Consider the following 25,496-nt stretch of genomic DNA (forward strand, 5'->3'; position numbering starts at 1 on the left):
TCTTCTTATCTCTTACGAGACAACTATTATATTCTATCAGGTCTGATAGTTGCTGTCAACAACTTTTTTAAATTTCTTTTTAATTTCTGAAATCTCTAACCAGTCGTTTTTGATAGCTTGATTAGTATAATATACTGGCATCCGTTTTGTCAATATATCTTGCTTATTTATTTCAAATAAAAGGAGTGCCCAATGAGCACCACCTTTTTTTGTTTTGATTTAATGGATTTAATTAATTAATCTTGTCTAAATTACTTCGCTTCAATTAATCCTAGATCGCCATCTTCACGCTTATATAGTACATTCGTTTCGCCGTTTTCAGCGTCTGTATAAATATAGAAGTCATGGCCGAGTAATTCCATTTGTAAACGTGCCTCTTCAATATCCATTGGTTTTAGAGTTACATTTTTAGTTCTGACTACGCGAATTTCAGGAGTTTCTTCCACCTCTTCCGCTTCAAACTCTGTTGTAAAGACTTGGCCGGTTGGCATTTTTTCACGATGTTTTTTGGCAATTTTAGTTTTGTTCTTTCTGATTTGACGTTCAATTTTATCTACCACCAAATCAATTGAGCCATACATATCTTGTGAGACATCTTCTGCTCGTAGAGTCATTGAGCCTAAAATAATTGTAACTTCTACTTTTGCCGTCTTTTCACGATATACTTTTAAGTTGACACGAGTATCTATTTCATTGTCTTCAACAAAGTACTTTTCAATTTTTGAAAGCTTTGATTCAACATAATCGCGAATTGCTTCTGTAACTTCGATGTTTTCTCCACGAATACTAAATCTAATCATAAGATACCTCTTTTCTGCGCTTTAAGCGCTTTCTTTACTTATATTATATCGCTTTCATGAAAATTTGCAAGTTTTTACCTTGCTATCGATACACTTTTTATATCATTTATTCCATGCTGAAGTAACAACTTTCTGATTTGTGAAATTGTTGTCCCCGTCGTATAAATATCATCAATAATTAGTATTTTTTTTGGAAGATTTTCTATATGAAGAAGTGAAAATTGATTCTCAGATTCTAGCCTTTGATGTTTGGTTTTCTCAGATTGCTTTTTTCCTTCACATTTTCGTAAGATATCTATATAAGAAATATTGACGTCTGCAAGAATTGAGGATACTTGATTAAACCCACGCGTTTCCATTCTACTCTGGCTAATTGGTACAACCAGATTTGTATAACCTTCATAATTCTTTTCAATGTATATTTTTAATTCTTTAGAAAATATACTTTTTAATAAATAGTCACCTTGAAACTTGTATTTAGAAAAATAATCTTTCATTGCTAAATTATACTTATATAGTGCTTTGTGTGATACTTCTACCCCATTTTCAAACCATGATTTACAGTCACTACACATTAATTCTAAACCAACTTTGCAACAGGTTGGGCAATGTTTCCTACCAATTCTTTCGAATAAGCCAGAACATGTTTCACACAGTTGGCTTTGGCGATTCACCATAAAACAGATATCCGTAAATGATAATCTTGGTCTACAATTTTCTCCACATATTAAACACTTATTCACCATATGCTTCCTTATTCATTTCTATAATTTGTTTACGAGCTTTCTTCATTTGTAGACTTACCCCTTCATGAATAAATAGTAACTGCCCACTTGGTCGAGATACGGATCTCCCTACGCGACCTGCTATCTGAATCAGGCTACTACTCGTAAATAGCTTATGATTTGCCAAAATAACGTAAACATCTACTTCTGGAAATGTTACTCCCCTCTCCAAAATAGTCGTAGTTACAAGAATATCAATTTGTCTTTTTTTAAACGCATCAATTTTCTCTTTTCGATCATCAGATTTACTTGATACAAAGGCAATTTTTTCTTTAGGAAAAGCTTTTTGCAATATTTTCGTAAATTTTTCCCCTTCTGTAATTAGAGGGTAGAAAATTAGTAAAGGGAATGCAGTCTGTCTTTGTTGACTAATCAAATTACTTAGTAAGTTAGGAAATTTATTTTTTTCAAACTGTTTTGATAATGGATAAATTAATTGAAACTTAGGAACGACCAATGGATGATTATGGAAACGTCTTGACAATCTTATTTTTTCATAATGTCCATCGCTGACTTTTTGTTCTAATTCATTTGTCGAAGTTGCAGTCAGACAAACAACTTTACCTTCCTCTTTTAAACATGATTGTGTTGCTTTATTTAGAACCACATTCCCAAAAAAAGGAAAAGCATCAACTTCATCTATTATTAATAAATCAAAGGCTCGATAAAATTTTAAGAGTTGATGTGTTGTTGAAACTATCAAGGGGGCTGGACGATATTCCTCGGACCCTCCATACATAATTGTTATTGGGCAAGAGAAGTCTCGAACTAAACGATTTTTGATATCAATACAGACATCTACTCGGGGACTAGTAAAACAGACCCAGCCACCTTGATTGATTACTGATTCAATTAATTTATATATCATTTCTGTTTTTCCAGCACCTGTCACAGCATGGACTAAGCTGTTTTTTTTATTAAGATAATTGCCTAACAAAAATTCTGAAATTTTTTCTTGATATGGGGTTAGTTGACCATTCCAGCGTAAATAATCACCTTTCGGAAATGCTTGAGGTGCAAAATAATAGAGTTGTGATTCAGATTCCACCCGACCAAAGGCAATACAAAATCTACAATATGTCTTCCCATTAGGTAAAAGATTAGTTTTAGCAACTTCTTGAAAACATCTATTGCAACATTGCTTACCAGACTCCATACTCATACTTTCTTTCATGGAAAAAGTTTTCGCAGTTATCACATTTTTCATTTGTTGTTCAGTAAAAAGTCGACCTTGTTCATAATAATTTTTTCCCATACTTAGATATTCGAAAAAACTTTGCTAAAAGAGGGGAATTACTGTAAAATTTTGATATGGAAAGTTATAAAACAATTGAAAATGATAGTCAATCTGAGCAAATCATCAAAAAATCACGCTTTATTTGTCATCTATTTCGAATATCTTCAGAGGAAGAAGGCAAAGACTATTTAGCCCAAATCAAAAAAGAACATTACAAGGCTAATCATTCCTGCCACGCCATGATTATTGGTGAAAATAGTGACCTAAAACGATCAAGCGACGACGGCGAACCTTCAGGAACAGCTGGAATCCCAATTCTATCAGTATTAGAAAAGCAAAACCTAACAAACGTTCTAGCAGTGGTGACTCGTTATTTTGGAGGCATAAAATTAGGAACAGGCGGATTAATCCGTGCCTATTCATCAGCAACAGCGCAAGCTCTTCAGAATGTAATCATGGTAGAAGTTAAGGAGCAAAGCGGCCTCAAGTTAACACTAACATATCCGCAGTACCAAACCCTCTCGCTCTTTTTAGAGGATAATCAGCTGCGCGAAGCGGAAACTAATTTCTTAGACCAAGTCTTTGTAACCATATATTTTGACCCAGAGAAAGAAGACGAGATCTGTCAGAATTTACAAGGTTTCTATTCTGGCAAAGCCAATTATCAAAAAGTCGATTCACAAATTATTGAAGTTAGACTAACATAATCGTTTGTGCTGATAGTTTTCTACTATCAGTACGATTAGGATTGGATATTTTACTTTTAGTTTAAAAGTGATTATACTTAATTTATATAAGCATTTTAAGAATTTTAAAAGGAGATTTGCTCATGTCAAAAATATATAATAATATCACTGAATTAATTGGCCAAACACCAATTATTAAGTTAAATCAAATGGTTCCTGAAGACGCCGCTGACGTTTATGTTAAATTAGAATCTTTCAACCCAGGTTCATCAGTTAAAGACCGTATTGCACTAGCAATGATTGAGGCTGCTGAGAAAGATGGCACAATCAAACCAGGTGACACAATCATTGAACCAACTAGTGGTAACACTGGTATTGGTTTAGCATGGGTAGGTGCTGCAAAAGGTTACAAAGTCGTCATTGTCATGCCCGAAACAATGAGTGTTGAACGCCGTCAAATCATTCAAGCCTATGGGGCACAATTAGTTCTAACACCAGGTGACCAAGGAATGAACGGTGCAATTGCCAAGGCTAAGGAATTAGCAGAAGATATTAATGGTTGGGTTCCCTTACAATTTGATAACCCAGCCAATCCAAAAATTCACGAAGATGCTACTGGACAAGAGATTCTCAATGCTTTCCAAGAAATTGGTCTCGATGCATTTGTAGCTGGCGTAGGTACAGGCGGTACTGTCTCTGGTGTTTCCCATGCCTTAAAAGCTAAATTACCAGATTTAAAAGTTTACGCTGTGGAATCAGATGAATCTGCTGTTTTATCAGGTAGCAAACCTGGCCCACACAAAATCCAAGGAATTTCAGCAGGTTTTATCCCTGAAACCCTTGATACAAAATCTTACGATGACATCATTCGCGTAACGTCAGAAAATGCATTACTAACAGGACGTACAACTGGTATTAAAGAAGGGTTCCTTGCTGGTATTTCTTCAGGTGCAGCAATTTACGCTGCAATCGAAGTCGCTAAGAAACTTGGCAAAGGCAAAAAAGTACTTACCCTTCTTCCAGATAATGGCGAGCGTTACCTATCAACTGAGTTATACCAGTTTGATAAATAAGAAAATCAAGCAAATCAAAGTTTTCACAATAAAGTAAAAAGCATCACTAGCTAGTCTAGTGATGCTTTTTTATTGCTACTTTTTAAAGTTTTCAAGACCTTCATTAATCCACTGAGGTAATTCCTTAGCCAAAGGCTTAAAACCAATTGACAAGCGACTATTTGTAAATCGGTGACGATGAGTAATTGTATGTTTTTCTTCTTCCAGTGTTCTTAGAGAAAGACTAGCTTTGTTTGTAAACTCATCTACGTCAACAACTTGAACAAGGACTTCTTGTCCCTTGCATAATATATCATTAATATTGTCAATATAGCCACTTTTTATTTCTGAAATATGAACGAGACCTGTTGTCCCATCTTCTAGGGCAACAAAGGCACCATAAGGTTTTATACCAGTAATTTTACCATGCAATTTGTCGCCAATTTTCATTAGTCTACAACCTCAATTGTTTCGATGATGACATCTTCTTTTGGTTTATCCTGTGCTCCAGTTTCAACTGATGCAATTTTATCAAGCACCGCAAAAGACTCAGCGTTCATCAGTTGACCAAATACAGTATGACGACGGTCTAAGTGTGGTGTTCCACCATTTCTAGTATAAGCAGCCGCAATATCTTTTGGCCATCCACCACGTTCGAGTTCTTTCTGAGCATAAGGAATTTTATCGTTTTGGACGATAAAGAATTGGCTACCGTTAGTATCTGGTCCAGCGTTTGCCATCGAAAGGGCTCCACGAAGGTTATATAATTCATCAGAGAATTCATCCTCGAAACTGTCACCATAGATAGATTGTCCACCCATACCTGTTCCAGTTGGATCGCCACCTTGAATCATGAATTCAGGAATAATACGGTGGAAAACAATTCCATCATAATAGCCTTCCTTAGCAAGACCAATAAAATTAGCTACTGTTTTTGGTGCTTGGTTGGGGAACAAAGCAAGTGTCATATCACCATGATTTGTCTTAATAGTCGCTTTTGGACCTTGATGTCCTTCAAGTTCTAACTGTGGAAATTGTAATTCTTTTTCAATCAAACCTAACTCCTCAAGGGCATATTGAATGCCGTTTTCTTCTACTTTTTTTGTAATAAAATCAGCTTTCTCTTGAACAAGTGGATGTGAGACACCCATTGCCACACTGATTCCAGCATAGTCAAATAGTTCTAAGTCATTTAACTCATCTCCAAAGACTAAGATATTTTCAGGTTTTAACCCTAAATGTTCAACGACTTTTGAAACACCTAAAGCCTTAGATGTATTTTTCAAAACGACGTCCGATGAATTATCATGCCATCTTACTAAACGTAAATGTTCTGCTAAATCTTCTGGCAATTGTAGAGCATCACCTTTATCTTCAAATGTCCACATTTGATAAACATCATGTTTTTCATTATAGTCTGGTACGACTTCTAAATTAGCATAGACATTGTCAATAGCATTATTAATTAAATCATTACGGTCAGAAAGTACGGCTTCATGACGTCCAGCCATTCCATAGTGAATCCCTGAAGCATTAGCCCATTCTTTATAGCGAACGACAACTTCATCAGGGATTGGTGCTTGGAAAATAATATTTTTCTTATTATCTTTTGCATAGGCACCATTCAACTTGACACAATAATCAGCATTCAAGTTTTGTACTTCTTCGGGTACACCATAACGCGCTCTACCTGAAGCAATCCCAGTTAAAATACCATTAGCTTTTAGTTCTTTAAAAATTTTTTCAATTGATGCAGGCATGTAACCAGTATCTTTTACTCGTAATGTATCATCAATGTCAAAGAAAACCATTTTTATTTTCTTTGCTTTATATTTTAATTTTGCGTCCATTTTTTCCTCCATACAGTGATACTATTATATCATTAATTGTCATCTTGTGGCACTATATGGTGTTGGAATGCGTAGACTACAGCTTGTGTTCGATCGTCGACATCCAATTTAGAAAGAATATTTGAAACATGTGTTTTTACAGTTTTTAATGAAATAAATAACTCATCAGCAATCGTTTGATTATCATATCCTTTGGCTAACAGATATAAAATATCAAATTCCCGAGCTGTTAACTCCTCATGCAATTCTGGATTTTTATCATGCTCTTTAATTTTTTTGTCAACTTCTGTCTCAATAGCTAGTTGGCCTTTTGCTACTTTTTTAATTGCATTTAAGATTTCTGCAGCACTTGAAGTCTTTAACATATAACCTTTGGCTCCGGCATCAATAACTGGATAGATTTTCTCATTATCAAGATAGGAAGTCAGTACTAAAACTTTAGCTTCCGTCCATTTTGAAAGAATATCTAATGTCGCTTCAACTCCACCCATTTCAGGCATCACTAAATCCATGACTAAAACATCTGGACGTAGTTCTAAAGCTAAATCAATGCCTTGGCGACCATTAGATGCTTCACCAATAACTTCAATGTCTTTTTGCATATTTAAGAAGCTTTTTAAGCCTAAACGCACCATCTCATGGTCATCAACTAATATGACACGTATTTTATCCATTTTCTTCCTCCAAAACGACTGGCAAACGAATATCCATTGATACACCTTTACCTTTTTGACTTAATAAATTTACTGATCCCGCTAGGTCATCAACACGGTCCTCAATATTTTTCAATCCATAACTTAATTCTCTAACGTCATCCATATCAAAACCGACACCATCATCGACCATTTTTAGTTGAACTTCATTAGATGATTGATTGAGATAAACTTCTAGACGACTTGCCTTGGCATGTTTGAGAGTATTACTAATAAACTCTTGGGCAATTCGAAAGAGATTATCTTCCATTGATTTTGGAATTTTAGAAATATTTTCTCGATAAACAACTTCAATATCACTCTTATCCGTTAATTCTTTAAAAATCATATGAAAGCCTTCTGTTAAGGTACGATTGGCTAATTCTGTCGGCCGCAAATGCAATAGCAGGATACGTAAATCCTTCTGAGCATTTTGCAACATGGATTCAACAGTTAAAATCTGGCTTTGCAATTCATCTTTTTCCAAATCTTCGATACTCATGGAGACGCCTGATAGAATCATCGAGGATGCAAATAATTCTTGACTAACCGTATCATGTAAATCCCGAGCAATTCGTTTGCGTTCCCGTTGCACTATTTTCTGGTTATCTAAAATGTAGGCACTTTCTTTTTTCTGTAAACTAGCTGTCATGTGAGCCATCTTTTTCGACAAACGAATGAGATTGATATTGATTTCAGAATTTTCTTCCAGAGAAATTGGTTGGTTATTTAAAATCCGTCTTAGGTTTTGATTAGTTCCACGACGACTATTATCGTCAAGGATAATCCACAAAAGCAATAAGAGCAGGGTTACTGACACAATCAAAAGAGTTATTGAAAATAAGAGTCGTTCTGTTTTCCAGAGGTCAACTTTCAAATCATTGATTGTTAAACCAAGGTTATTCATGACTACAACAACAATCGTAAGAACAGTGACACTTGAATAGAGCCATACTAAAAAGTAATAACGTTTTTTCATCGTCTCCGCACCTCCACAGCTCCTGCTAAGGTGTTAATTACGATTTTTACTTTTTTCAAACTGTCGCTAGCACTATCGTATCCAAGTTTAATGGATTCATTACGTAAATCATATTCCTGGCAACTGAAAAATTTGATACTACCATATATTGAACTTACATCAATTGTCACAGCAATATCAATAGGAACTAATATCTTGGTCGGTCCGTAGATTTTACGGATAATAATGACATTATCTTCCCCTTGCACAATAACATTTGTTAAATCAATCGTGTCACTGCCACTGATTCGAATAATATTGATATCATCAAAGGCATAATAATCACTATCGTATGTCGCTGCACCTATCCATTGATGTCTCGTTTTGCGAAAGTTAATATCTTCTTGACCAAAACGAATCAATGCAAATCTATTTTTCTTTTTAACCTGTGAAAAGTGGTTAATGACGACATAGATGATGGCAATCAAAATAGCAAGAATGATATAGGGATTTAACATAAAAATCAGAAATAAAAGTAATAAACCAACTGTTAATAAAAAATTATTCCGATTATCTTGATTATAAAATCTTAGTGCTAGTAAAATGATGACTAAAATAAAGATAAAACTACTCACATCATTTTCTAATATAGTCATGATTCCCATGGCTAATAGGATACATTCAACTAATAAAAAAAATTGAAATTTTTTCATTTGGCTCCTTCCATACTTTGTCATTTTATCAAAATTCACATAAAAATTCACCTTAAAGTTTCACCGAATAAAAAGAAAACAACATCTCAACTGGTAACTTGGCTTTTGACAGTTGTCAAACCAGTTGATACAGTTGAAATGCTGTTTATATTAAGGTGTAGTAGTACTTGTATCCGAAGTCGTTGAATCAGTAGTTGTTGCATCACTACTACTTGAACTTGTTGTTGATTCAGAGCTTGTAGAAGTTTCTGTGCTTGTACTTGTTTCCTCTTCACTTGAACTTGATGTCGATGTTGATGAGAATACAGTTGTATTATCTCCAGAATCTGGACTTAGATAAAGTTCAATATCTTCCTTATCTGAAATAATGTAATAAGTACCAACTATTGGATATTGTCCCATAACAAGTTGTGAATCTTTTGGTGAGCTTACCTTGGAATAATTTTCTGGATTCGGAGCATCTTGATAATAGGCAACAATTCGATTTGGGTGAATACCATACTCATTTGTTAACATATCAAGGACATCTTTGTAAGTCATATTCGTAAAATCAGGCATTAACACTTTATCTTTACTTTTCTTCTTAACTTTAGGTTGTCCAGTTGAAACAAAGAGATCAATCCGAGCCCCTTCACGGCGCTCAGTGCCTGCCTTAGGATCTGTTTTAATGACCTTACCAGAATCAACTGCTGCATCTTCCATTTTGTGAATCTGACCAACTTGGAAACCTAAATCAGTCAATTCTTTTTTGGCCACACTCAATGTAGTTCCATTCACATTTGGAATCTTCACCGTAGATGGCTTCGTTAGGACTAAAAAGGCAAAGACAGCAACCAAAACAACAAATAGGGCGAATAAAATTTTGAGTAAAGTTCCCAAAAGACGTCCACGTTTTTTCTTTGTTTTTTGAGGTGTAACCGCATCATCATGGATTTCAGATCCAGATGTTTGAGGTGCTACAGATGATTTGGTTTGCGTAACCGGAACAGGTGTAACTTTAGGTAGTGGCTTGGTACTTTCAACATCATGGAAGACTAACTTCCGTTCACGGCTTCGATTATAGCTTAGCGCTGTCATCAAATCTCTGCTCATATCAAAAGTAGTCGCATATCGATCACTTAAACGCTTAGCTGTCGCTTTAATAACAACATTCTCAAGAGCCTGCGGTACACCTTTATTTTCTTCAATAATTGAAGGCAGTGGTTTTTGGAAATGTTGTAAAGCAATTGTTACGGCACTATCCCCATCATAAGGAATATGACCAGTTAACATTTCAAATAACATAATACCCATGGCATAAATATCACTTTGGATAGTCGCTTTTGAACCTCTTGCTTGTTCAGGTGAAAGATAGTGAACACTACCTAGCATTGAATTTGTCTGAGTTAAACTTGTCTCAGCAAAGGCAACTGCGATCCCAAAGTCTGTAACTTTGACAACTCCATCCTTAGTTAGCAGGATATTTTGAGGTTTTAAATCTCTATGAACAATCCCTTTTTGATGGGCTAAAGTCATAGCAGATAAAACTTCTTCCATGATTCTAACAACTTGTTCATTTGGAATTGGTGCATTTTCCTGGATAAATCGTTTAAGATCAAATCCATCAACATATTCCATTACTAGGAACTGCTGTCCGTCCTCTTCCCCTATATCTCTAATTGCAACGATGTTTGGATGATTTAATTCAGCCATAGCACGCGCTTCCCGTTGGAAACGAGCTACTGCTACTTGATCCGTCTGATAATTGGTTCGCAAAACTTTTATTGCAACATCTTCATTATCTAATATCAAATCATTGGCTAAATATACATCAGCCATACCACCGCGGCCAATAGACTTCAGGATACGATAACGACCAGCAAATAATTTGCCAATCTGTATCATTATTCGTCATCCTCACTTTCGTTATGAACCAAAGCGATCGTGATATTATCCAGTCCGCCTCTTTCATTAGCTAGGTCAATAAGAGCTTTATTCTTTTCATCAAGACTAAGCGTGCGAGAAAGAATTTCTACGATTTCATCATTAGTCACCATGTTAGTTAACCCATCGGAGTTGATAACGAGGTAATCATCTATTTCTAAAACTTTAATACCTAAATCAACTTCTAAGGGATTAGCTTGACCAATCGATTGCGTAATAATATTTTTTTGTGGATGGCTGGCCGCCTCTTCTTCAGAAATTTGTCCTGCCTTAACTAGCTCATTAACAAGCGAATGATCGCTTGTTAAAAGTTTGTACTGACCATTTTGAACAAGTCCAATTCGAGAATCTCCAACATGAGCAAAGATTGCACTATTACCAACTAGAACAACGGCTTCAACTGTCGTACCCATGCCTTTATAGTCCTCTGTTTGCCCCATTTGGTATACGCGTTGATTTTCAGATTCAATCGTTTCTAATAACCAATCTCTAATTTGACTTAGTTCTGTAAATTCAGTTTGAACCCATTCTTTACCTAGGTCTGTAACAGTCATTTCACTGGCAATATTACCAGCTCGGTGACCACCCATACCATCAGCTAAGATAACTAAGGTAATCCCTTTTTTATTATCAAATTTATTGATAAAATCTTGATTATTTGAGCGTTTTTGCCCAATATCAGTAATTAATGAAATTTTCATATGTGTCCGTCTGACAGAGTCAGTTTCCTCCTAAATACTACAAGACGCGTCTAACTTGTCCAATAAAGAATCCGTCAGTCTGATATTGTTCAGGTGTAATAACAATACAGCCATCTTTAACAATATCCGCTTGTGTATGGTTTAGTTTTACTTGTTCAAAATTTGAATGACTTTGCAAGAATTTTTCAATGACTTGAAAGTTTTCTTCATCGAAAATTGTGCAAGTGCTATATGTTATTATACCACCTTTTCGTACGGTTTGACAAACACTAGCCAATATCTCCAATTGAATAGCCTGTAATGCTTCCAAATCTGTTAAGTCTTTACTATATTTAATATCTGGTTTACGTCGTATTAATCCAATTCCAGAACATGGTGCATCAACCAAGATTTTATCAAAAGAATCTGCTGGAAAAAACTCATGAACTTTTCGGGCATCTAATACTTGCGTGTCGATACGCTCACTTAAGCCAAGTCTTTTAGCGTTTTCCACGACCAATTCTAATTTATGATCATATATGTCCAAAGCAGTAACTTTGCCACTTGTTAAATAAGAAGCCATATGAACGGCTTTCCCCCCAGGCGCGCTACAAGCATCAAGGATATTATCATCTTGTTTAATCTCTAAAGTAGGAGCAACAAGTTGACTTGACTCATCTTGAACAGTCACTTTGCCTTCGGCAAAAGCCTGACTTGAGGCAAAATGTCCTGATGATTTGGTTAAACCAACAGGTGACAGAACTGACTTATCAGCTTCTAATTCTTCTTGTAGTTGGTCAATAGAGACATCATCTGTAACACGAATACTTGCTTTACTTGGGGTAAATAAACTTTCCATGATTTTGACAGCCCGTTCTTCTCCAAATTGGTCAATCATTTTTTTGACCATCCAAGTCGGCATTGAATATTTGACTGAATAACGTTTATTTTTTCGTTTGATATTTTCAATATCCGGCATTTTATTTTCACTCAAAAGTCGCAAAATAGCATTAACGTACTTTTCAGCACCACGTTTATTTCCTCGATTTTTGGCGATATTTACAGCATCATTAACAATTGCATGTGCTGGTACTTTATCTAAATATAGTAATTGATAAAGACTGAGCAGCAGTAAATAATAAACCCATTTTTCAATTTTATCACGGTCTTCTATGAAGTGGGCTAAATACCATTCTAAAGTCATCTTACGAGACAAAGTTCCATAAACTATTTCTGTTATTAGACCTTTATCCTTACTTGATAAAGCAATATTTGTTAATTGATTATTCAATGCAAGATTTGAATAGGCATCATTTTCAAAGATATCTTCTAAGACAATTAGTGCTTTTCCTCTTGCTAATTTTTTCCAATCATTGGCCAAATCGATCACCTATTTCTAATTCCCGTCCAACACCATTTAAAAAGTCAGCAATTCCCATTTTAGGCTTGCCAGCAGGCTGAACTAATTTTAATGCGACAGCTTGTTTCCCTGCAGCAACCACCAGACTTTTCTTGTTTTTAGCAATAATTTGACCTGGCTGTCCCTGACCATCAACCACTTCAACTTCATACAACTTAAAACGTTGGCCTGAGAGATAGGTGTGGGCAATTGGCCATGGATTCATTCCACGAACTTGATTGAATACATCTCGCGCAGTTTTTGACCAATCAATTTTTTCTTCTTCAGAAGAAATATTTGGTGAGAAGGTCGCTTGAGAATGATCCTGAGTTGTTGGCTTTAACTCACCTGATAAATATGCGGGTAAAGTTTCAAGTAATAAATCACGCCCAATAACGGCTAATTTCTCAAACATGGTTCCAACATTATCAGTTTCTGTGATTGGTGTACTAGCTTTTGACACCATATCGCCAGCATCCATCTCCTTGACCATTTCCATGATAGTCACACCAGCCTCTTTTTCGCCATTAATAATAGCGTAATGAATTGGTGCCCCTCCACGATATTTTGGTAATAGTGAGGCATGAACATTTAAAGCAAAGTCAACTGAATTGAGTAATTTGCTTGGTAAAAATTGACCAAAGGCGGCTGTGATAATGCCATCTGCACCCAATGCCATAATATCTTCTAGTTCTTTTGATCCAGATAATTTCTCAGGTTGATAAATTGGTAATTGGTTGGCTAAAGCAACTTCTTTAACTGGTGTCATTTTGATTTCTTTTTTGCGACCAACTGCTCGGTCTGGTTGTGTTACAACTGCTAAAATATCATACTTGCCATCATCTAAAATGCCTTGCAATACTGTAGCAGAAAATTGGGGGGTTCCCATAAATAATATTTTTGTCATGTGACCTTCCTTAATACTTACTATTTTAGTAAGAATCTATTCTATAATTATTTTACATAAAATTTTGCGGTTCTTGGTCAATAATCACTTTTAAATCTTTATTTCCTTTTGCTTGCGTCCAATCTAGAATAGTATTTAATGTCTCTTCTAAATTATTCTCAAAACGATATTTTACAATTATTTGATAATGGTATAAATTATGCGTCCGTGCGACCGGTTTAGGTGTAGGACCTAAAATCTTAATTTTGTCAGATAAGTTTTCTTTTAATATGGACATAACTTGATAAGATTTTATAACTAATTCTTGTTCGTCTTTCAAGGATAAGGTTATACCAACTGTAAAATAATATGGTGTATAAGCCATCTTTTGACGAATGCCCATTTCATAAGTATAAAATGCTTCATAATCCTGATTTTTAGCCATTTGGATGGCATAATGATTGGGATTATAAGTTTGAATTAAAACCTCACCGGGTTTTTCTGCCCGTCCCGCACGACCTGCAACCTGTGTCAACAACTGAAAGGTCTTCTCAGAAGACCTAAAATCCGGCAAGTTTAAAGAGGTATCAGCATTTAAAACACCGACTAAAGTGACATTAGGAAAATCTAAACCTTTAGCAATCATTTGAGTACCTAATAAGATATCAGCCTCATGATTTCCAAATTGCGCAAGAATTTTCTCATGGCTTCCTTTTTTACGAGTCGTATCAACATCCATTCGGAGGATCCGCGCTTCAGGAATTGCTTCTAGCAATTCATCGTAAGCTTTTTGTGTACCCGTCCCATAATAGCGGATACTCTTACTTTGACAATTTGGACAAATTCTCGGAATTTCCTTTTGGAAACCACAATAATGACAATTCATAGACTTTGTGTCCATATGAAGGGTCAAAGAAATGTCACAATTTGGACAACCATCAACATAACCACAATCACGACACATGATGAAGCTTGAATAACCACGTCTATTAAGCATCAAAACAACCTGCTCATTTTTTTGCAAACGGTCTTTAATTTTGTCTAACAAATAAGGCGTGTAGTTACTAAGTGATTGTTTACCAATATAGTCTCTAAAATCAACAACTTCCACTTCTGGAATTTTAGCCAAAGGATTGGCACGTTGCGTCAATTCAATAAAATGGTATAAGCCTCGACTAGCTCGAGCCCTACTTTCGATACTTGGTGTTGCAGATCCTAAAACTAATACAGCTTGATGGAATTTTGCCCTCAATAAAGCCACATCTCGTGCATGGTAGCGTGGATTAGATTCTTGCTTATAAGTTGACTCATGTTCCTCATCAATGATGATAGCCCCGATATTTTCTAAGGGTGCAAAAATAGCTGAGCGCGCACCAACAACTACTCGTGCTTGGCCAGTCTTGATTTTTTTCCACTCATCAAACTTTTCGCCGTCGGATAAGCCCGAGTGCATAATAGCAACCAGTTTCCCAAAACGTGAAATAAATCGGTTGGTCATTTGTGGTGTCAAAGATATCTCAGGAACTAGGACAATAGCTGTTTTTCCCATTTTAAGGACACGATCAATTGTATGTAAGTATACCTCCGTTTTACCTGAACCCGTAATTCCTTCAATTAGGAAAGGATTAGAATCTTTCCCAATAGCCTGAGTAATCTCTTGAACAGCAGTTTCTTGTTGGTGATTCAGCTTTAAAAAGTGAGAAGACTCAACCTTTTCAAAATAAGCATCACTTCGATTGACAGCTTCCTCATATGAATCAATTAAGTGATTGCTAACAAAATATTTGACCACATCACTCGAATAATCTTTACGCAAATCACTTAACTTGCCATCTTCTGAATGACTTAATAGAAAATCTTTAAGTTGCAATTTCTTTTTTGCACGGGCTGAGATTTCTGAAGCCATTAATAATTGTTTGTTTACCTTATAATAGGAAACTGTTTTGATCGTTTTTTTATCTTTAGCCAGATAGGTCATTTCAATACGACCATTTTTGATTGCTTTAAGTGCCAACGCTTCTTGGTCACTAGTTAATTGTGACATCAAGACACTTGATTTATGATTAAAAATAAGATTTCTTTCTTGCAAACTTGTATTTTCTGTAACTTGCAATTCTTTATCATAATGCGAATTTAGAAGATTGGGAAGCATAGCTTTGAGGAGAGTAATTTTATAAGAAAAAACTGTTTTTCTTAAAGAGTCTGCAAGTTGTAACTGTTCTGAATTTAGAACTGGATCTACATCCAGTAAGTCACTTATCTCTTTATAGTCTCCATCAAGGTTAGAAAAACCAACGATAAAGCCTTGTAACAAGCGATTACTTTTCCCAAACGGTACGTGTACTCGGGAACCTAGTTCAACCAGTCCAATCAGTTGGTCCGGTATTGCATAACTAAAAGGTTTATCCGTTTGCATTAAAGGGATATCTACAATTATATGGGCAACTCTCATCAATTCTCCTTTCCATACTACTTAAATGAAAAAAACTAAGATTTCATCAACCTTAGATTTTTTCTCCTTCTTCTTCTTTTTCTTTTGCAATTTGTTCTTTAATCTTGCGTTCTTCTTCTTCTTTTGCAATGCGTTCAGCTTCAATTTTTGCTCTAACTGCTGCACGTTTTGCTGATGGGTCTGGATGAATAACAACATTTCCTGACTCAATTTCTTCTAAGGCTTGTAAAGTTGATTTTACTGATTTGAAGCCCTGGGTTGGATTTGCACCAGCTTCAAGTTCATGAGCCCGTTTAGCTTGTAAGATCACTAAGGAATATTTTGATGGTACTTTATCTAGTAAAGTATCAATTGAAGGTTTTAACATCATTGGATTTAACTCTTTTCTATTCTATCAACGGATTGGCTTTGTATTCGAAATCATTTTGTCATAGCGACCAATAACACGCTCAACTCTAAAATGTTCTGTTTCAATAATTTGTTTGACACGTTCTGCAGCTAATGGTACTTGATCATTTACAACTGCATAGTCGTATTCTCTCATCAAGGCAATTTCTTCTCTAGCACGTTCAATGCGCTGAGCAATCACTTCTTGACTATCTGTTCCGCGACCTACCAGACGATCTTCTAATTCTTCCAAATCTGGAGGAGTTAAGAAAATAAAAACGCCATCTGGCACTTTGCTTTTAACTTGTAGGGCGCCTTGAACTTCAATCTCTAAGAAGACGTCTATCCCTTTATCAAGAGTTTCGTTAACATAGCTGAGCGGTGTTCCATAATAATTACCCACATACTCTGCATATTCTAACATTTGACCACTTTTTATTAATTCTTCAAACTCATCACGTGTACGGAAGTAATAATCTACACCATCAACCTCTCCAGGTCTTTGTGCACGTGTGGTCATCGAAACTGAATATTCAAATTTATGATCGGGGGTTGAGAAAATCTCATGTCTGACCGTCCCCTTACCAACACCAGATGGTCCAGAAAAGACGATTAACAAACCACGTTCGGACATTATGTTCTCCTTAATAATTGCTTTCTAATAGTTTATCATGATAAAGCATGATTTTCAAGCCAATAATTGCGCAAGTTAGGAAAACAAAAAAAGAGGATAACTCCTCTTTTATTTTGCATAATCAATTGCACGCATTTCACGAATAACTGTTACTTTAATATTCCCTGGATAATCTAGATTATTTTCAATTTTCTCACGAACTTTGTGTGAAAGAATAACAACTTGATCGTCACTGATTTTTTCTGGTTGAACCATGATTCGAATTTCTCGGCCTGCTTGTAAAGCGAAGCTAGTTTGAACTCCATCAAAGCCATTGGCAATCTCTTCTAAATCACGAAGGCGTTGAATATAATTTTCCATAGATTCATTACGTGCACCAGGTCTCGCCGAACTCAAAGCATCCGCAGCAGCGACAACTACTGCAATGACAGATTCTGGTTCAACATCACCATGGTGACTTGCAATAGTATTTACAACTACTGGATGTTCTTTATATTTACGAGCAAATTCTGTCCCAATTTCAACGTGACTACCTTCAACCTCACGGTCAATTGCTTTCCCCATATCATGTAAGAAACCAGCACGTCGAGCTAGTGCTACATTTTCACCAAGTTCACCAGCTAAAATTCCAGCTAACTTACCAACTTCAACTGAATGTCGAAGGACATTTTGCCCATAAGATGTTCTAAATTGAAGACGGCCCATAATTTTAATTAAATCAGGATGAAGATTTGGTGCTCCAATTTCATAAGCTGCTGCTTCACCATATTCACGAATCCGGTTATCCATTTCCAAACGGTTTTTCTCAACCAATTCTTCAATCCGAGCTGGATGAATGCGACCATCTGCAATCAATGATTCCAAAGTCATTCGAGCAATCTCACGACGAATCGGATCAAAGCCTGAAAGGACAACAACTTCCGGTGTATCATCAATAATAACATCAATACCTGTGAGGCTTTCAAGTGTACGAATATTGCGTCCTTCACGACCAATAATACGACCTTTCATGTTATCATCTGGCAAATGAACACTTGTTATCGTTTGTTCAGTGACATACTCTCCTGCCATCCGTTGCATAGCTTGTGCTAGCAAATCTTTAGCTGTCTTATCAGTTCTATCTTTGATTTCACGTTCTGCATCACGAATACGTGTTGCAATTTCCTGAGATAATTTATTCTCAGTTTCCATCAAGATTACTTCGCGAGCTTCAGCAATTGTCATCGCTGCTACACGTTGTAGTTCTTCTTTTTTCTCTTCTTCAAGTTTTTCAACTTGTGTTTGACGCTCATCAATATGTTTAGATTTATCGGTCAGACTTTGTTCTTTACTATCAAGAACCTTCTCTTTAGTTGACAAATTTTCATCTTTTCGGTCAAGAGAAAAGGCACGTTCGGTTAAACGTGTTTCTAACTGTTTAAGCTCTTGTCTTTCAGATTTAAATTCTTGTTCAATTTCTTCACGATATTTTCTTGATTCTTCTTTTGCTTCCAAAAGCATTTCTTTACGACTCGCTTTTGTTTCACGTTCTGCTGTTTTCTTAATTGTAGAAGCTTCTTCTTCTGCTTTGCTTCGGATATTTACAGCTTCTTGTTCTGCATTTAAAAGAGTCAAGTCTGCATTTTCTTTCGCTGATTTTAACTTAAGCGAAATAATTACATAACCTAGTATCAAACCAATGAGGGTACAAACAATTAATAAAATAATATTAACCATCATATATACCTCAATTTTTATTAGTTTCCTCATGGAAAACTATAATTAAGTTTACCACAAAATGACCTTTAAAACAATTCCAACACTTAAAAGCGTTAACAAAAATGATACCTAATTTAATTATTAATATCGTTATTTAGAAAAGATTGAAGATGACTATCCATTATACAAGCTTCTATTTTACTATACCTAACTTTTCGTAGTCATGTTAATTGAACCTACCAAATTCTCGTTTGTTTCATTCTGATACAGTCGAAATCACTTGAAGTATATTTATAAGTAATCTATCTCGGAAAATTGAGCAATACATTATGATTATTATCAGAAACATTCTTTAGATGTTGATGAAGTCTCACAAACATCTGATTGTATTCAATAAGTCCGCTTTTGCCATCCTTAAATTAATTTTGTCCATTATAAGTTAACCCAACTATTCTTCCTTTTCTCTTTTAAAGAAATTTAAACCCTCGCACTTTTCAAAATCGATAATTACAATACTTAAGGTAGATTTGGAAATAAAAAGTAGTTCTGCAACTACAAAAGCTTTATATTACAGCCATTTATGGAAATAAAGTACCTAATTCGATTAATACCCAATTAAACCTTCCTTTTATTTTATTCTTGTTTTTTTATTACATATTAAGACACGTTTTTAAGTTTTGAACAATTGAATGCCTATCAAAAATTTTTATAGGACTATAGAAAAACAATACTGCCTATTTACCATAAAAATTAACATATTAGTCTTACAGAAATCTCACTAAAGAATTAACATGTCGAATAAGACAAAAGAACTCCAAAAATTTTTACAAATTAAACTTAGGAATACATTAAAATTCCCTTTTTTTAAGTCGAATTTCTATCGTCATTTACTAAAAATATTTATAAAATATCGACTTACGGATGAAAACGTAACAAAAGAAATGGCAATTCAAGAAACTATATCTCATATAAAAGAGGGCGATACGATAAATAGTTGGTGGATTTATGATAAATGAAAGCCCATGAAAGATGAATGGTGCTCTAATCGAAAGAAGAATAATGGATATAACTTTTATTTGTAATGACACTGGTTTTCCACATAATAAAAGAAAAATTTCGATCGAATTGTTAATATGGTTACAATTTATGTGTGGTTGACTTTACTGACAAAGTAGCCTAATATTCTGCAAAATATTGTATCAAATACCTTTAAAGGAACTATTATTACAGTTTCTGTAAGTACGTTTTTAGCCGAACTTTTCATCATAGCTACTAGCTACTTATAATTTGCTCTGCATTTTCCAAAAGTGAAATGGTCAATACTCAATAATGACCTATTTTATGGTATGATAGTATCAAAAAATGAAGAGGAGTCTTTGTATGGTAAAAGAAGTTATTGTAGAAAGTTTTGAATTAGATCATACAATTGTCACAGCACCGTATATTCGATTAATTTCGGAGGATAAAGGACCTAAAGGTGACATCATTACTAATTTTGATATACGTTTAGTCCAACCAAATCATAATTCTATTGAAACTGCAGGACTGCATACAATTGAACATTTGTTAGCCAAACTGATTCGTCAAAGGATAGACGGAATGATTGATTGTTCACCCTTTGGTTGTCGTACAGGCTTTCATTTGATTATGTGGGGACAACACTCTGCATCGGAAATTGCCAATGTGATTAAATCTTGTTTAGAAGAAATTGCTGATGAAATTACTTGGGAAGATGTACCTGGAACAACAATTGAGTCTTGTGGAAATTATAAGGATCACAGCCTCTTTTCTGCCAAAGAATGGGCAAAATTGATTCTCTCACAAGGCATCTCGGATGATGCTTTTAATCGTCATTTTATCTAAAAAGAGGCTGGGACAAAAGTCTTCATAACTAATAAAAACAGAGAGTCACGTTTGATGTGATTCTCTGTTTTTAATTTCTTATCATTCTCTTATTGTATTTCAGTAGATTATTGGCCATGAGGACCAATCCCATATCAATTTTTACTTTCCCTTTTCCTCTCAGGTTACAACGTTTGTAACCTAAACAAGCCTTTATCTGACCAAAGACAGGTTCTACACCAATCTTTCGTTTTGCAAAGATGTGACTGCCTTCTTCAGATAAAAGCGCTTGACTCTCTTTTCTTTTTAACTCTTGGTATCTCTGATTCACATAAAGACATTTCTGAGGGGCTAAATCAGGATATTCTGCCCTATAAACTCTGCTCTCTTGTTGGAATCCAGTAGATGTTCTAGTCTGTTTGATATAGTCAAAATGATAATCCCAACCATCCGGATGCGTGTAGGTATCACTGACCTCATCGTAAAACCAATTATCTAGATTCTTTGTGGATTGTCTCTTCTTTCTTTTCTGTTCCTTATCAAACATGCCATATTTAATCAGGTGCTCAACTCCAAGTTGGTCAAGTCTGGTTAAGTTTTCTTCACTACCATAACCTGCATCCGCAACAACCATCTTGAGGTCATGGGGATAACTATCTAATAGTGGAATGAGTGTTGTGGTATCGGTTGGGTTTGGAAAGATATCATAATGAAGGACAAACTGATTTTCCGTGGCGATTTGAAGATTATAACCTGCTTTAAGTTGCCCATTCCTCATATGGTCATCTCTCATCCGCATAAAGGTGGCGTCTGTATCTGTTTTGGAGAAGCTATTGCGACCATCGAAGGTAGAGTGATAGAATTCATATTTCTCAGCCCGCACTGAAAAATCATCCTTAACCTTTCGTAGGACCTTCTTAAGTTTTCGGCGTTTGACTTTTCGTGTATCCTGACCTTTGACAGGTTCCTCCTCAATGACTTGATTTAACTCTGCCAATTCTTCTTCGATAATTTGAGCAAATGCGGTCAACTGTTCAGCAGTTACTGGTTCTTGTTCATCTAGATTAATCGCCTCGTTAATCAAGGGGCTAACTTCTTCTTGAAAATAGCTGTGTAGGTCATCTTGAAGCTTGGCAGAGAATTTATCAGTCGCTTTCTTCCAGACAAAGCTGTATTTATTGGCATTGGCTTCAATCTTAGTGCCGTCAATATAGAGACAGTCTAGAGTAACTAAATCCGCCATCTTGAGACGAAGATTTAGTTCGATGAATAACTCTCTGATTAAGTTTTCCATTTCTTTGGCCACACGGAAGCGATTAATGGTTCGATAACTAACGACCAGTTGACCAGTCAGATACTGCATAGCTATGTTTTCCAACATTAATTTTTCAATTTTGCGACCAGAGAAGACTCCTTGAGTATAAGCGAACAAGAGAGCAGATAATAACAATTTAGGGTGATAAGAAGGACGACCAAAGGTCGAGTAAAAGTCAGTAAAACAATTTTCTTCCAAATCATTTACCACTTTTTCGATAGTAAAGACAATATGGTCTGGTGGCAAGAAATAGGCAATTTCTAATGGTAAAGTTGTTTGATTTGTGTTATAGTGAATATGCATGAGGTAGCCTTTCTAAAGTGTTTTTAGACAATTCTATTTTATCAAGACTATCGCAACCATGCAAAAAGCAACGGCAAAAACCGTTGCTTTTTTGTTATAGTCGTGTAGAATTTTGTCCCAGACTCTTCTTTTATTATTTTGTCTAAAAGAGACTTCTTCAAGTAGAGCTTTAAGAGTCACTTTTGTTTTTTTAATTTTCTCATGATATAATAATATTATAATTATTAAAAAGGAGGAAAAATGAACTACAAAAATATAGAAAAAAAAGCACTTTTAATCTCTTCAATTGTTAATGGCATTAATGCTTTCGCTGGTATTTTTATTTATATTATCACGGGATTAAACGCACTTTTATTAGATAGTGTCTTTTCAGTCATTGGACTTGTTTCTTCAATTGCTGCTATCTATATTAGTAAAAATAGCCACAAAAAAACTGACAATTTTCCTAGGGGTCTCTATTTCTTGGAGCCATTATTTGGGGTATTAAAATCAATAGCTACTTTAATGTTACTGCTGATTGCACTTCTTGAAAGTGGCGCAGTCGCTTATTCATATTTTACATATGGTGAAGGTGAACTCATCCACACGGGACCCGTTTTACCTTATACAATTATTACAGGTATAATTTGTTTCGTCCTTTCCTACTATAACCATCGAAAAAATAAGGCAATCAATAATCTTAGTACAATTTTACATGCTGAAAGCAAGGCAAATTTAGTTGACGGTCTTATCTCCATTGGTATCGGAATAACCGTTTTTCTACTAAATTTCATCAGTCAAGATGGACAACTGGGCTTTTTCCATTACACAGGTGATTTTTTTATCACGGTAATATTAGTGCTACTTTCCTTTAAAGAGCCTCTAACGATATTAATCCATTCCTTTAAAGAATTTGCCTATTCAACAGTTCAAAATGATAAACTTGAAGAAGCAATCGTTTATGTCGTTAATCACCATCTAAAGGAATATCAAGATGATTATGACATTTTTGTTCATAAACAAGGAATGCAAATAAACGTCAGAATATTAATTTTAGATCTTGAAAGTCATTACATTATCAAACAGTTTGCTTTAAAAAAGGCAGATTTATTGAATCATTTACGCAAAAAATTTGATCAAATTCATTTAGAATTTGTTTTCTAAAAAGAGTCTGGGACAAAATTCTACACGACTATAACAAAAAAGCAACGGTTTTTGCCGTTGCTTTTTGCATGGTTGCGATAGTCTTGATAAAATAGAATTGTCTAAAAACACTTTAGAAAGGCTACCTCATGCATATTCACTATAACACAAATCAAACAACTTTACCATTAGAAATTGCCTATTTCTTGCCACCAGACCATATTGTCTTTACTATCGAAAAAGTGGTAAATGATTTGGAAGAAAATTGTTTTACTGACTTTTACTCGACCTTTGGTCGTCCTTCTTATCACCCTAAATTGTTATTATCTGCTCTCTTGTTCGCTTATACTCAAGGAGTCTTCTCTGGTCGCAAAATTGAAAAATTAATGTTGGAAAACATAGCTATGCAGTATCTGACTGGTCAACTGGTCGTTAGTTATCGAACCATTAATCGCTTCCGTGTGGCCAAAGAAATGGAAAACTTAATCAGAGAGTTATTCATCGAACTAAATCTTCGTCTCAAGATGGCGGATTTAGTTACTCTAGACTGTCTCTATATTGACGGCACTAAGATTGAAGCCAATGCCAATAAATACAGCTTTGTCTGGAAGAAAGCGACTGATAAATTCTCTGCCAAGCTTCAAGATGACCTACACAGCTATTTTCAAGAAGAAGTTAGCCCCTTGATTAACGAGGCGATTAATCTAGATGAACAAGAACCAGTAACTGCTGAACAGTTGACCGCATTTGCTCAAATTATCGAAGAAGAATTGGCAGAGTTAAATCAAGTCATTGAGGAGGAACCTGTCAAAGGTCAGGATACACGAAAAGTCAAACGCCGAAAACTTAAGAAGGTCCTACGAAAGGTTAAGGATGATTTTTCAGTGCGGGCTGAGAAATATGAATTCTATCACTCTACCTTCGATGGTCGCAATAGCTTCTCCAAAACAGATACAGACGCCACCTTTATGCGGATGAGAGATGACCATATGAGGAATGGGCAACTTAAAGCAGGTTATAATCTTCAAATCGCCACGGAAAATCAGTTTGTCCTTCATTATGATATCTTTCCAAACCCAACCGATACCACAACACTCATTCCACTATTAGATAGTTATCCCCATGACCTCAAGATGGTTGTTGCGGATGCAGGTTATGGTAGTGAAGAAAACTTAACCAGACTTGACCAACTTGGAGTTGAGCACCTGATTAAATATGGCATGTTTGATAAGGAACAGAAAAGAAAGAAGAGACAATCCACAAAGAATCTAGATAATTGGTTTTACGATGAGGTCAGTGATACCTACACGCATCCGGATGGTTGGGATTATCATTTTGACTATATCAAACAGACTAGAACATCTACTGGATTCCAACAAGAGAGCAGAGTTTATAGGGCAGAATATCCTGATTTAGCCCCTCAGAAATGTCTTTATGTGAATCAGAGATACCAAGAGTTAAAAAGAAAAGAGAGTCAAGCGCTTTTATCTGAAGAAGGCAGTCACATCTTTGCAAAACGAAAGATTGGTGTAGAACCTGTCTTTGGTCAGATAAAGGCTTGTTTAGGTTACAAACGTTGTAACCTGAGAGGAAAAGGGAAAGTAAAAATTGATATGGGATTGGTCCTCATGGCCAATAATCTACTGAAATACAATAAGAGAATGATAAGAAATTAAAAACAGAGAATCACATCAAACGTGACTCTCTGTTTTTATTAGTTATGAAGACTTTTGTCCCAGCCTCTTTTTCTGTCTTGACTTGATAATGTTTAGCAAAATAGTAGCACTGATAATCTAATGATTTTTTGCATCAAAGCAGTCTCCAATATAGGCATTTTGATACATATGATAGCCCGCAAAGCCACCACCAGCAGTATAACCAATCAAACCATTTTTTGTATTTGTAGAAGCATCTGGGTCAAGCCCAACCATAAAATTACGAACATAATTATCAATCCATTGGAAATAATTTCTTTCAAAAGCCGCTGGAACCCGCTTTAGTTGTGCTCCCTCTTTTGAAATTTGCCAAACTTTAACAAGTTTATTCTTATAAAATACTTCCTTAAAAACCTCCGAAGAATAT

Annotated in this window: 23 protein-coding genes; 5 read left to right on the plus strand and 18 right to left on the minus strand. The window is 35.4% G+C overall.

Annotated features, from left to right (window positions below; genetic code table 11):
- Nucleotides 1-251: 251 nt before the first annotated feature.
- The 3 genes from hpf to SPB_RS05455 all read right to left on the minus strand — a co-directional run bounded on the left by hpf (nt 252) and on the right by SPB_RS05455 (nt 2,840).
- Nucleotides 252-800 (minus strand): ribosome hibernation-promoting factor, HPF/YfiA family, encoded by a 549-nt coding sequence (gene hpf / locus SPB_RS05445; RefSeq protein ID WP_003105371.1) that lies wholly within the window; start codon nt 798-800, stop codon nt 252-254.
- Between the two features lie 74 nt (nt 801-874).
- Nucleotides 875-1,546 (minus strand): ComF family protein, encoded by a 672-nt coding sequence (locus SPB_RS05450; RefSeq protein WP_254655069.1) that lies wholly within the window; start codon nt 1,544-1,546, stop codon nt 875-877.
- Nucleotides 1,536-2,840, minus strand: a complete 1,305-nt coding sequence (locus SPB_RS05455; RefSeq protein WP_003104831.1) for an ATP-dependent helicase ComFA — start codon at nt 2,838-2,840, stop codon at nt 1,536-1,538. Before SPB_RS05455 ends, SPB_RS05450 begins: the two co-directional genes overlap by 11 nt.
- 56 nt (nt 2,841-2,896) lie before the next feature.
- On the opposite strand from SPB_RS05455, the gene SPB_RS05460 reads away from it, so the two are divergent.
- A complete protein-coding gene (locus tag SPB_RS05460; protein WP_003105463.1) occupies nt 2,897-3,529 on the plus strand; it encodes a YigZ family protein in 633 nt (210 codons plus the stop codon).
- A 122-nt stretch (nt 3,530-3,651) separates the two neighbouring features.
- Nucleotides 3,652-4,581 carry a cysteine synthase A gene (gene cysK / locus SPB_RS05465; RefSeq protein ID WP_003103108.1) on the plus strand — a complete coding sequence of 310 codons (930 nt, stop codon included), beginning with the start codon at nt 3,652-3,654 and terminating at the stop codon, nt 4,579-4,581.
- A gap of 75 nt (nt 4,582-4,656) precedes the next feature.
- On the opposite strand, the gene SPB_RS05470 is transcribed toward cysK, so the two are convergent.
- The 13 genes from SPB_RS05470 to SPB_RS05530 form a co-directional block, all read right to left on the minus strand.
- Nucleotides 4,657-5,010 carry a S1 RNA-binding domain-containing protein gene (locus SPB_RS05470; RefSeq protein WP_003103672.1) on the minus strand — a complete coding sequence of 118 codons (354 nt, stop codon included), beginning with the start codon at nt 5,008-5,010 and terminating at the stop codon, nt 4,657-4,659.
- Nucleotides 5,010-6,410 (minus strand): bifunctional Cof-type HAD-IIB family hydrolase/peptidylprolyl isomerase, encoded by a 1,401-nt coding sequence (locus SPB_RS05475; RefSeq protein ID WP_003104279.1) that lies wholly within the window; start codon nt 6,408-6,410, stop codon nt 5,010-5,012. The genes SPB_RS05470 and SPB_RS05475 overlap by 1 nt, the downstream gene beginning before the upstream one ends.
- Nucleotides 6,411-6,442: 32 nt before the next feature.
- Nucleotides 6,443-7,084 carry a response regulator transcription factor gene (locus SPB_RS05480; RefSeq protein WP_003105505.1) on the minus strand — a complete coding sequence of 214 codons (642 nt, stop codon included), beginning with the start codon at nt 7,082-7,084 and terminating at the stop codon, nt 6,443-6,445.
- Nucleotides 7,077-8,081, minus strand: coding sequence for an envelope stress sensor histidine kinase LiaS (locus SPB_RS05485; RefSeq protein WP_003104853.1), 1,005 nt, complete (start codon nt 8,079-8,081; stop codon nt 7,077-7,079). Before SPB_RS05485 ends, SPB_RS05480 begins: the two co-directional genes overlap by 8 nt.
- The gene (gene liaF / locus SPB_RS05490; RefSeq protein ID WP_037620823.1) at nt 8,078-8,773 is read right to left on the minus strand and encodes a cell wall-active antibiotics response protein LiaF; all 696 of its coding nucleotides are present in this window, start codon (nt 8,771-8,773) and stop codon (nt 8,078-8,080) included. Before liaF ends, SPB_RS05485 begins: the two co-directional genes overlap by 4 nt.
- A gap of 150 nt (nt 8,774-8,923) precedes the next feature.
- Nucleotides 8,924-10,657, minus strand: coding sequence for a Stk1 family PASTA domain-containing Ser/Thr kinase (gene pknB, locus SPB_RS05495; RefSeq protein WP_003103640.1), 1,734 nt, complete (start codon nt 10,655-10,657; stop codon nt 8,924-8,926).
- Nucleotides 10,657-11,397, minus strand: coding sequence for a Stp1/IreP family PP2C-type Ser/Thr phosphatase (locus SPB_RS05500; RefSeq protein ID WP_003102848.1), 741 nt, complete (start codon nt 11,395-11,397; stop codon nt 10,657-10,659). Before SPB_RS05500 ends, pknB begins: the two co-directional genes overlap by 1 nt.
- Before the next feature lie 37 nt (nt 11,398-11,434).
- Nucleotides 11,435-12,757, minus strand: a complete 1,323-nt coding sequence (gene rsmB / locus SPB_RS05505) for a 16S rRNA (cytosine(967)-C(5))-methyltransferase RsmB (protein WP_003105444.1) — start codon at nt 12,755-12,757, stop codon at nt 11,435-11,437.
- Nucleotides 12,747-13,682 carry a methionyl-tRNA formyltransferase gene (fmt, locus tag SPB_RS05510; protein WP_003104470.1) on the minus strand — a complete coding sequence of 312 codons (936 nt, stop codon included), beginning with the start codon at nt 13,680-13,682 and terminating at the stop codon, nt 12,747-12,749. Before fmt ends, rsmB begins: the two co-directional genes overlap by 11 nt.
- Before the next feature lie 52 nt (nt 13,683-13,734).
- Entirely contained in the window at nt 13,735-16,116 is a 2,382-nt protein-coding gene (locus SPB_RS05515) for a primosomal protein N' (RefSeq protein WP_175282147.1), read from the minus strand.
- A gap of 49 nt (nt 16,117-16,165) precedes the next feature.
- Nucleotides 16,166-16,483 carry a DNA-directed RNA polymerase subunit omega gene (gene rpoZ, locus SPB_RS05520; protein ID WP_003102967.1) on the minus strand — a complete coding sequence of 106 codons (318 nt, stop codon included), beginning with the start codon at nt 16,481-16,483 and terminating at the stop codon, nt 16,166-16,168.
- A 24-nt stretch (nt 16,484-16,507) separates the two neighbouring features.
- Nucleotides 16,508-17,134, minus strand: coding sequence for a guanylate kinase (gene gmk / locus SPB_RS05525; RefSeq protein WP_003106012.1), 627 nt, complete (start codon nt 17,132-17,134; stop codon nt 16,508-16,510).
- Between the two features lie 108 nt (nt 17,135-17,242).
- Nucleotides 17,243-18,850: a ribonuclease Y gene (locus tag SPB_RS05530; RefSeq protein ID WP_037621175.1), complete on the minus strand. Its 1,608-nt coding sequence runs from the start codon at nt 18,848-18,850 to the stop codon at nt 17,243-17,245.
- A 1,362-nt stretch (nt 18,851-20,212) separates the two neighbouring features.
- Between SPB_RS05530 and SPB_RS05540 the strand changes: the two genes are divergently transcribed.
- Nucleotides 20,213-20,695 (plus strand): S-ribosylhomocysteine lyase, encoded by a 483-nt coding sequence (locus SPB_RS05540; RefSeq protein WP_003105588.1) that lies wholly within the window; start codon nt 20,213-20,215, stop codon nt 20,693-20,695.
- A gap of 70 nt (nt 20,696-20,765) precedes the next feature.
- On the opposite strand, the gene SPB_RS05545 is transcribed toward SPB_RS05540, so the two are convergent.
- A complete protein-coding gene (locus SPB_RS05545; protein WP_003102606.1) occupies nt 20,766-22,292 on the minus strand; it encodes an IS1182 family transposase in 1,527 nt (508 codons plus the stop codon).
- 240 nt (nt 22,293-22,532) lie between these two features.
- On the opposite strand from SPB_RS05545, the gene SPB_RS05550 reads away from it, so the two are divergent.
- Both SPB_RS05550 and SPB_RS05555 read left to right on the plus strand, forming a co-directional pair.
- Nucleotides 22,533-23,435, plus strand: a complete 903-nt coding sequence (locus SPB_RS05550) for a cation transporter (RefSeq protein WP_003103822.1) — start codon at nt 22,533-22,535, stop codon at nt 23,433-23,435.
- Between the two features lie 128 nt (nt 23,436-23,563).
- Nucleotides 23,564-25,090, plus strand: a complete 1,527-nt coding sequence (locus SPB_RS05555; protein ID WP_003102606.1) for an IS1182 family transposase — start codon at nt 23,564-23,566, stop codon at nt 25,088-25,090.
- 117 nt (nt 25,091-25,207) lie between these two features.
- Here SPB_RS05555 and SPB_RS11360 read toward each other — a convergent pair whose 3' ends face one another.
- Nucleotides 25,208-25,345 (minus strand): hypothetical protein, encoded by a 138-nt coding sequence (locus tag SPB_RS11360; protein WP_003103598.1) that lies wholly within the window; start codon nt 25,343-25,345, stop codon nt 25,208-25,210.
- Between the last annotated feature and the right edge of the window lie 151 nt (nt 25,346-25,496).

The organism is Streptococcus parauberis NCFD 2020 (assembly GCF_000187935.1).
GTDB lineage: Bacteria > Bacillota > Bacilli > Lactobacillales > Streptococcaceae > Streptococcus > Streptococcus parauberis.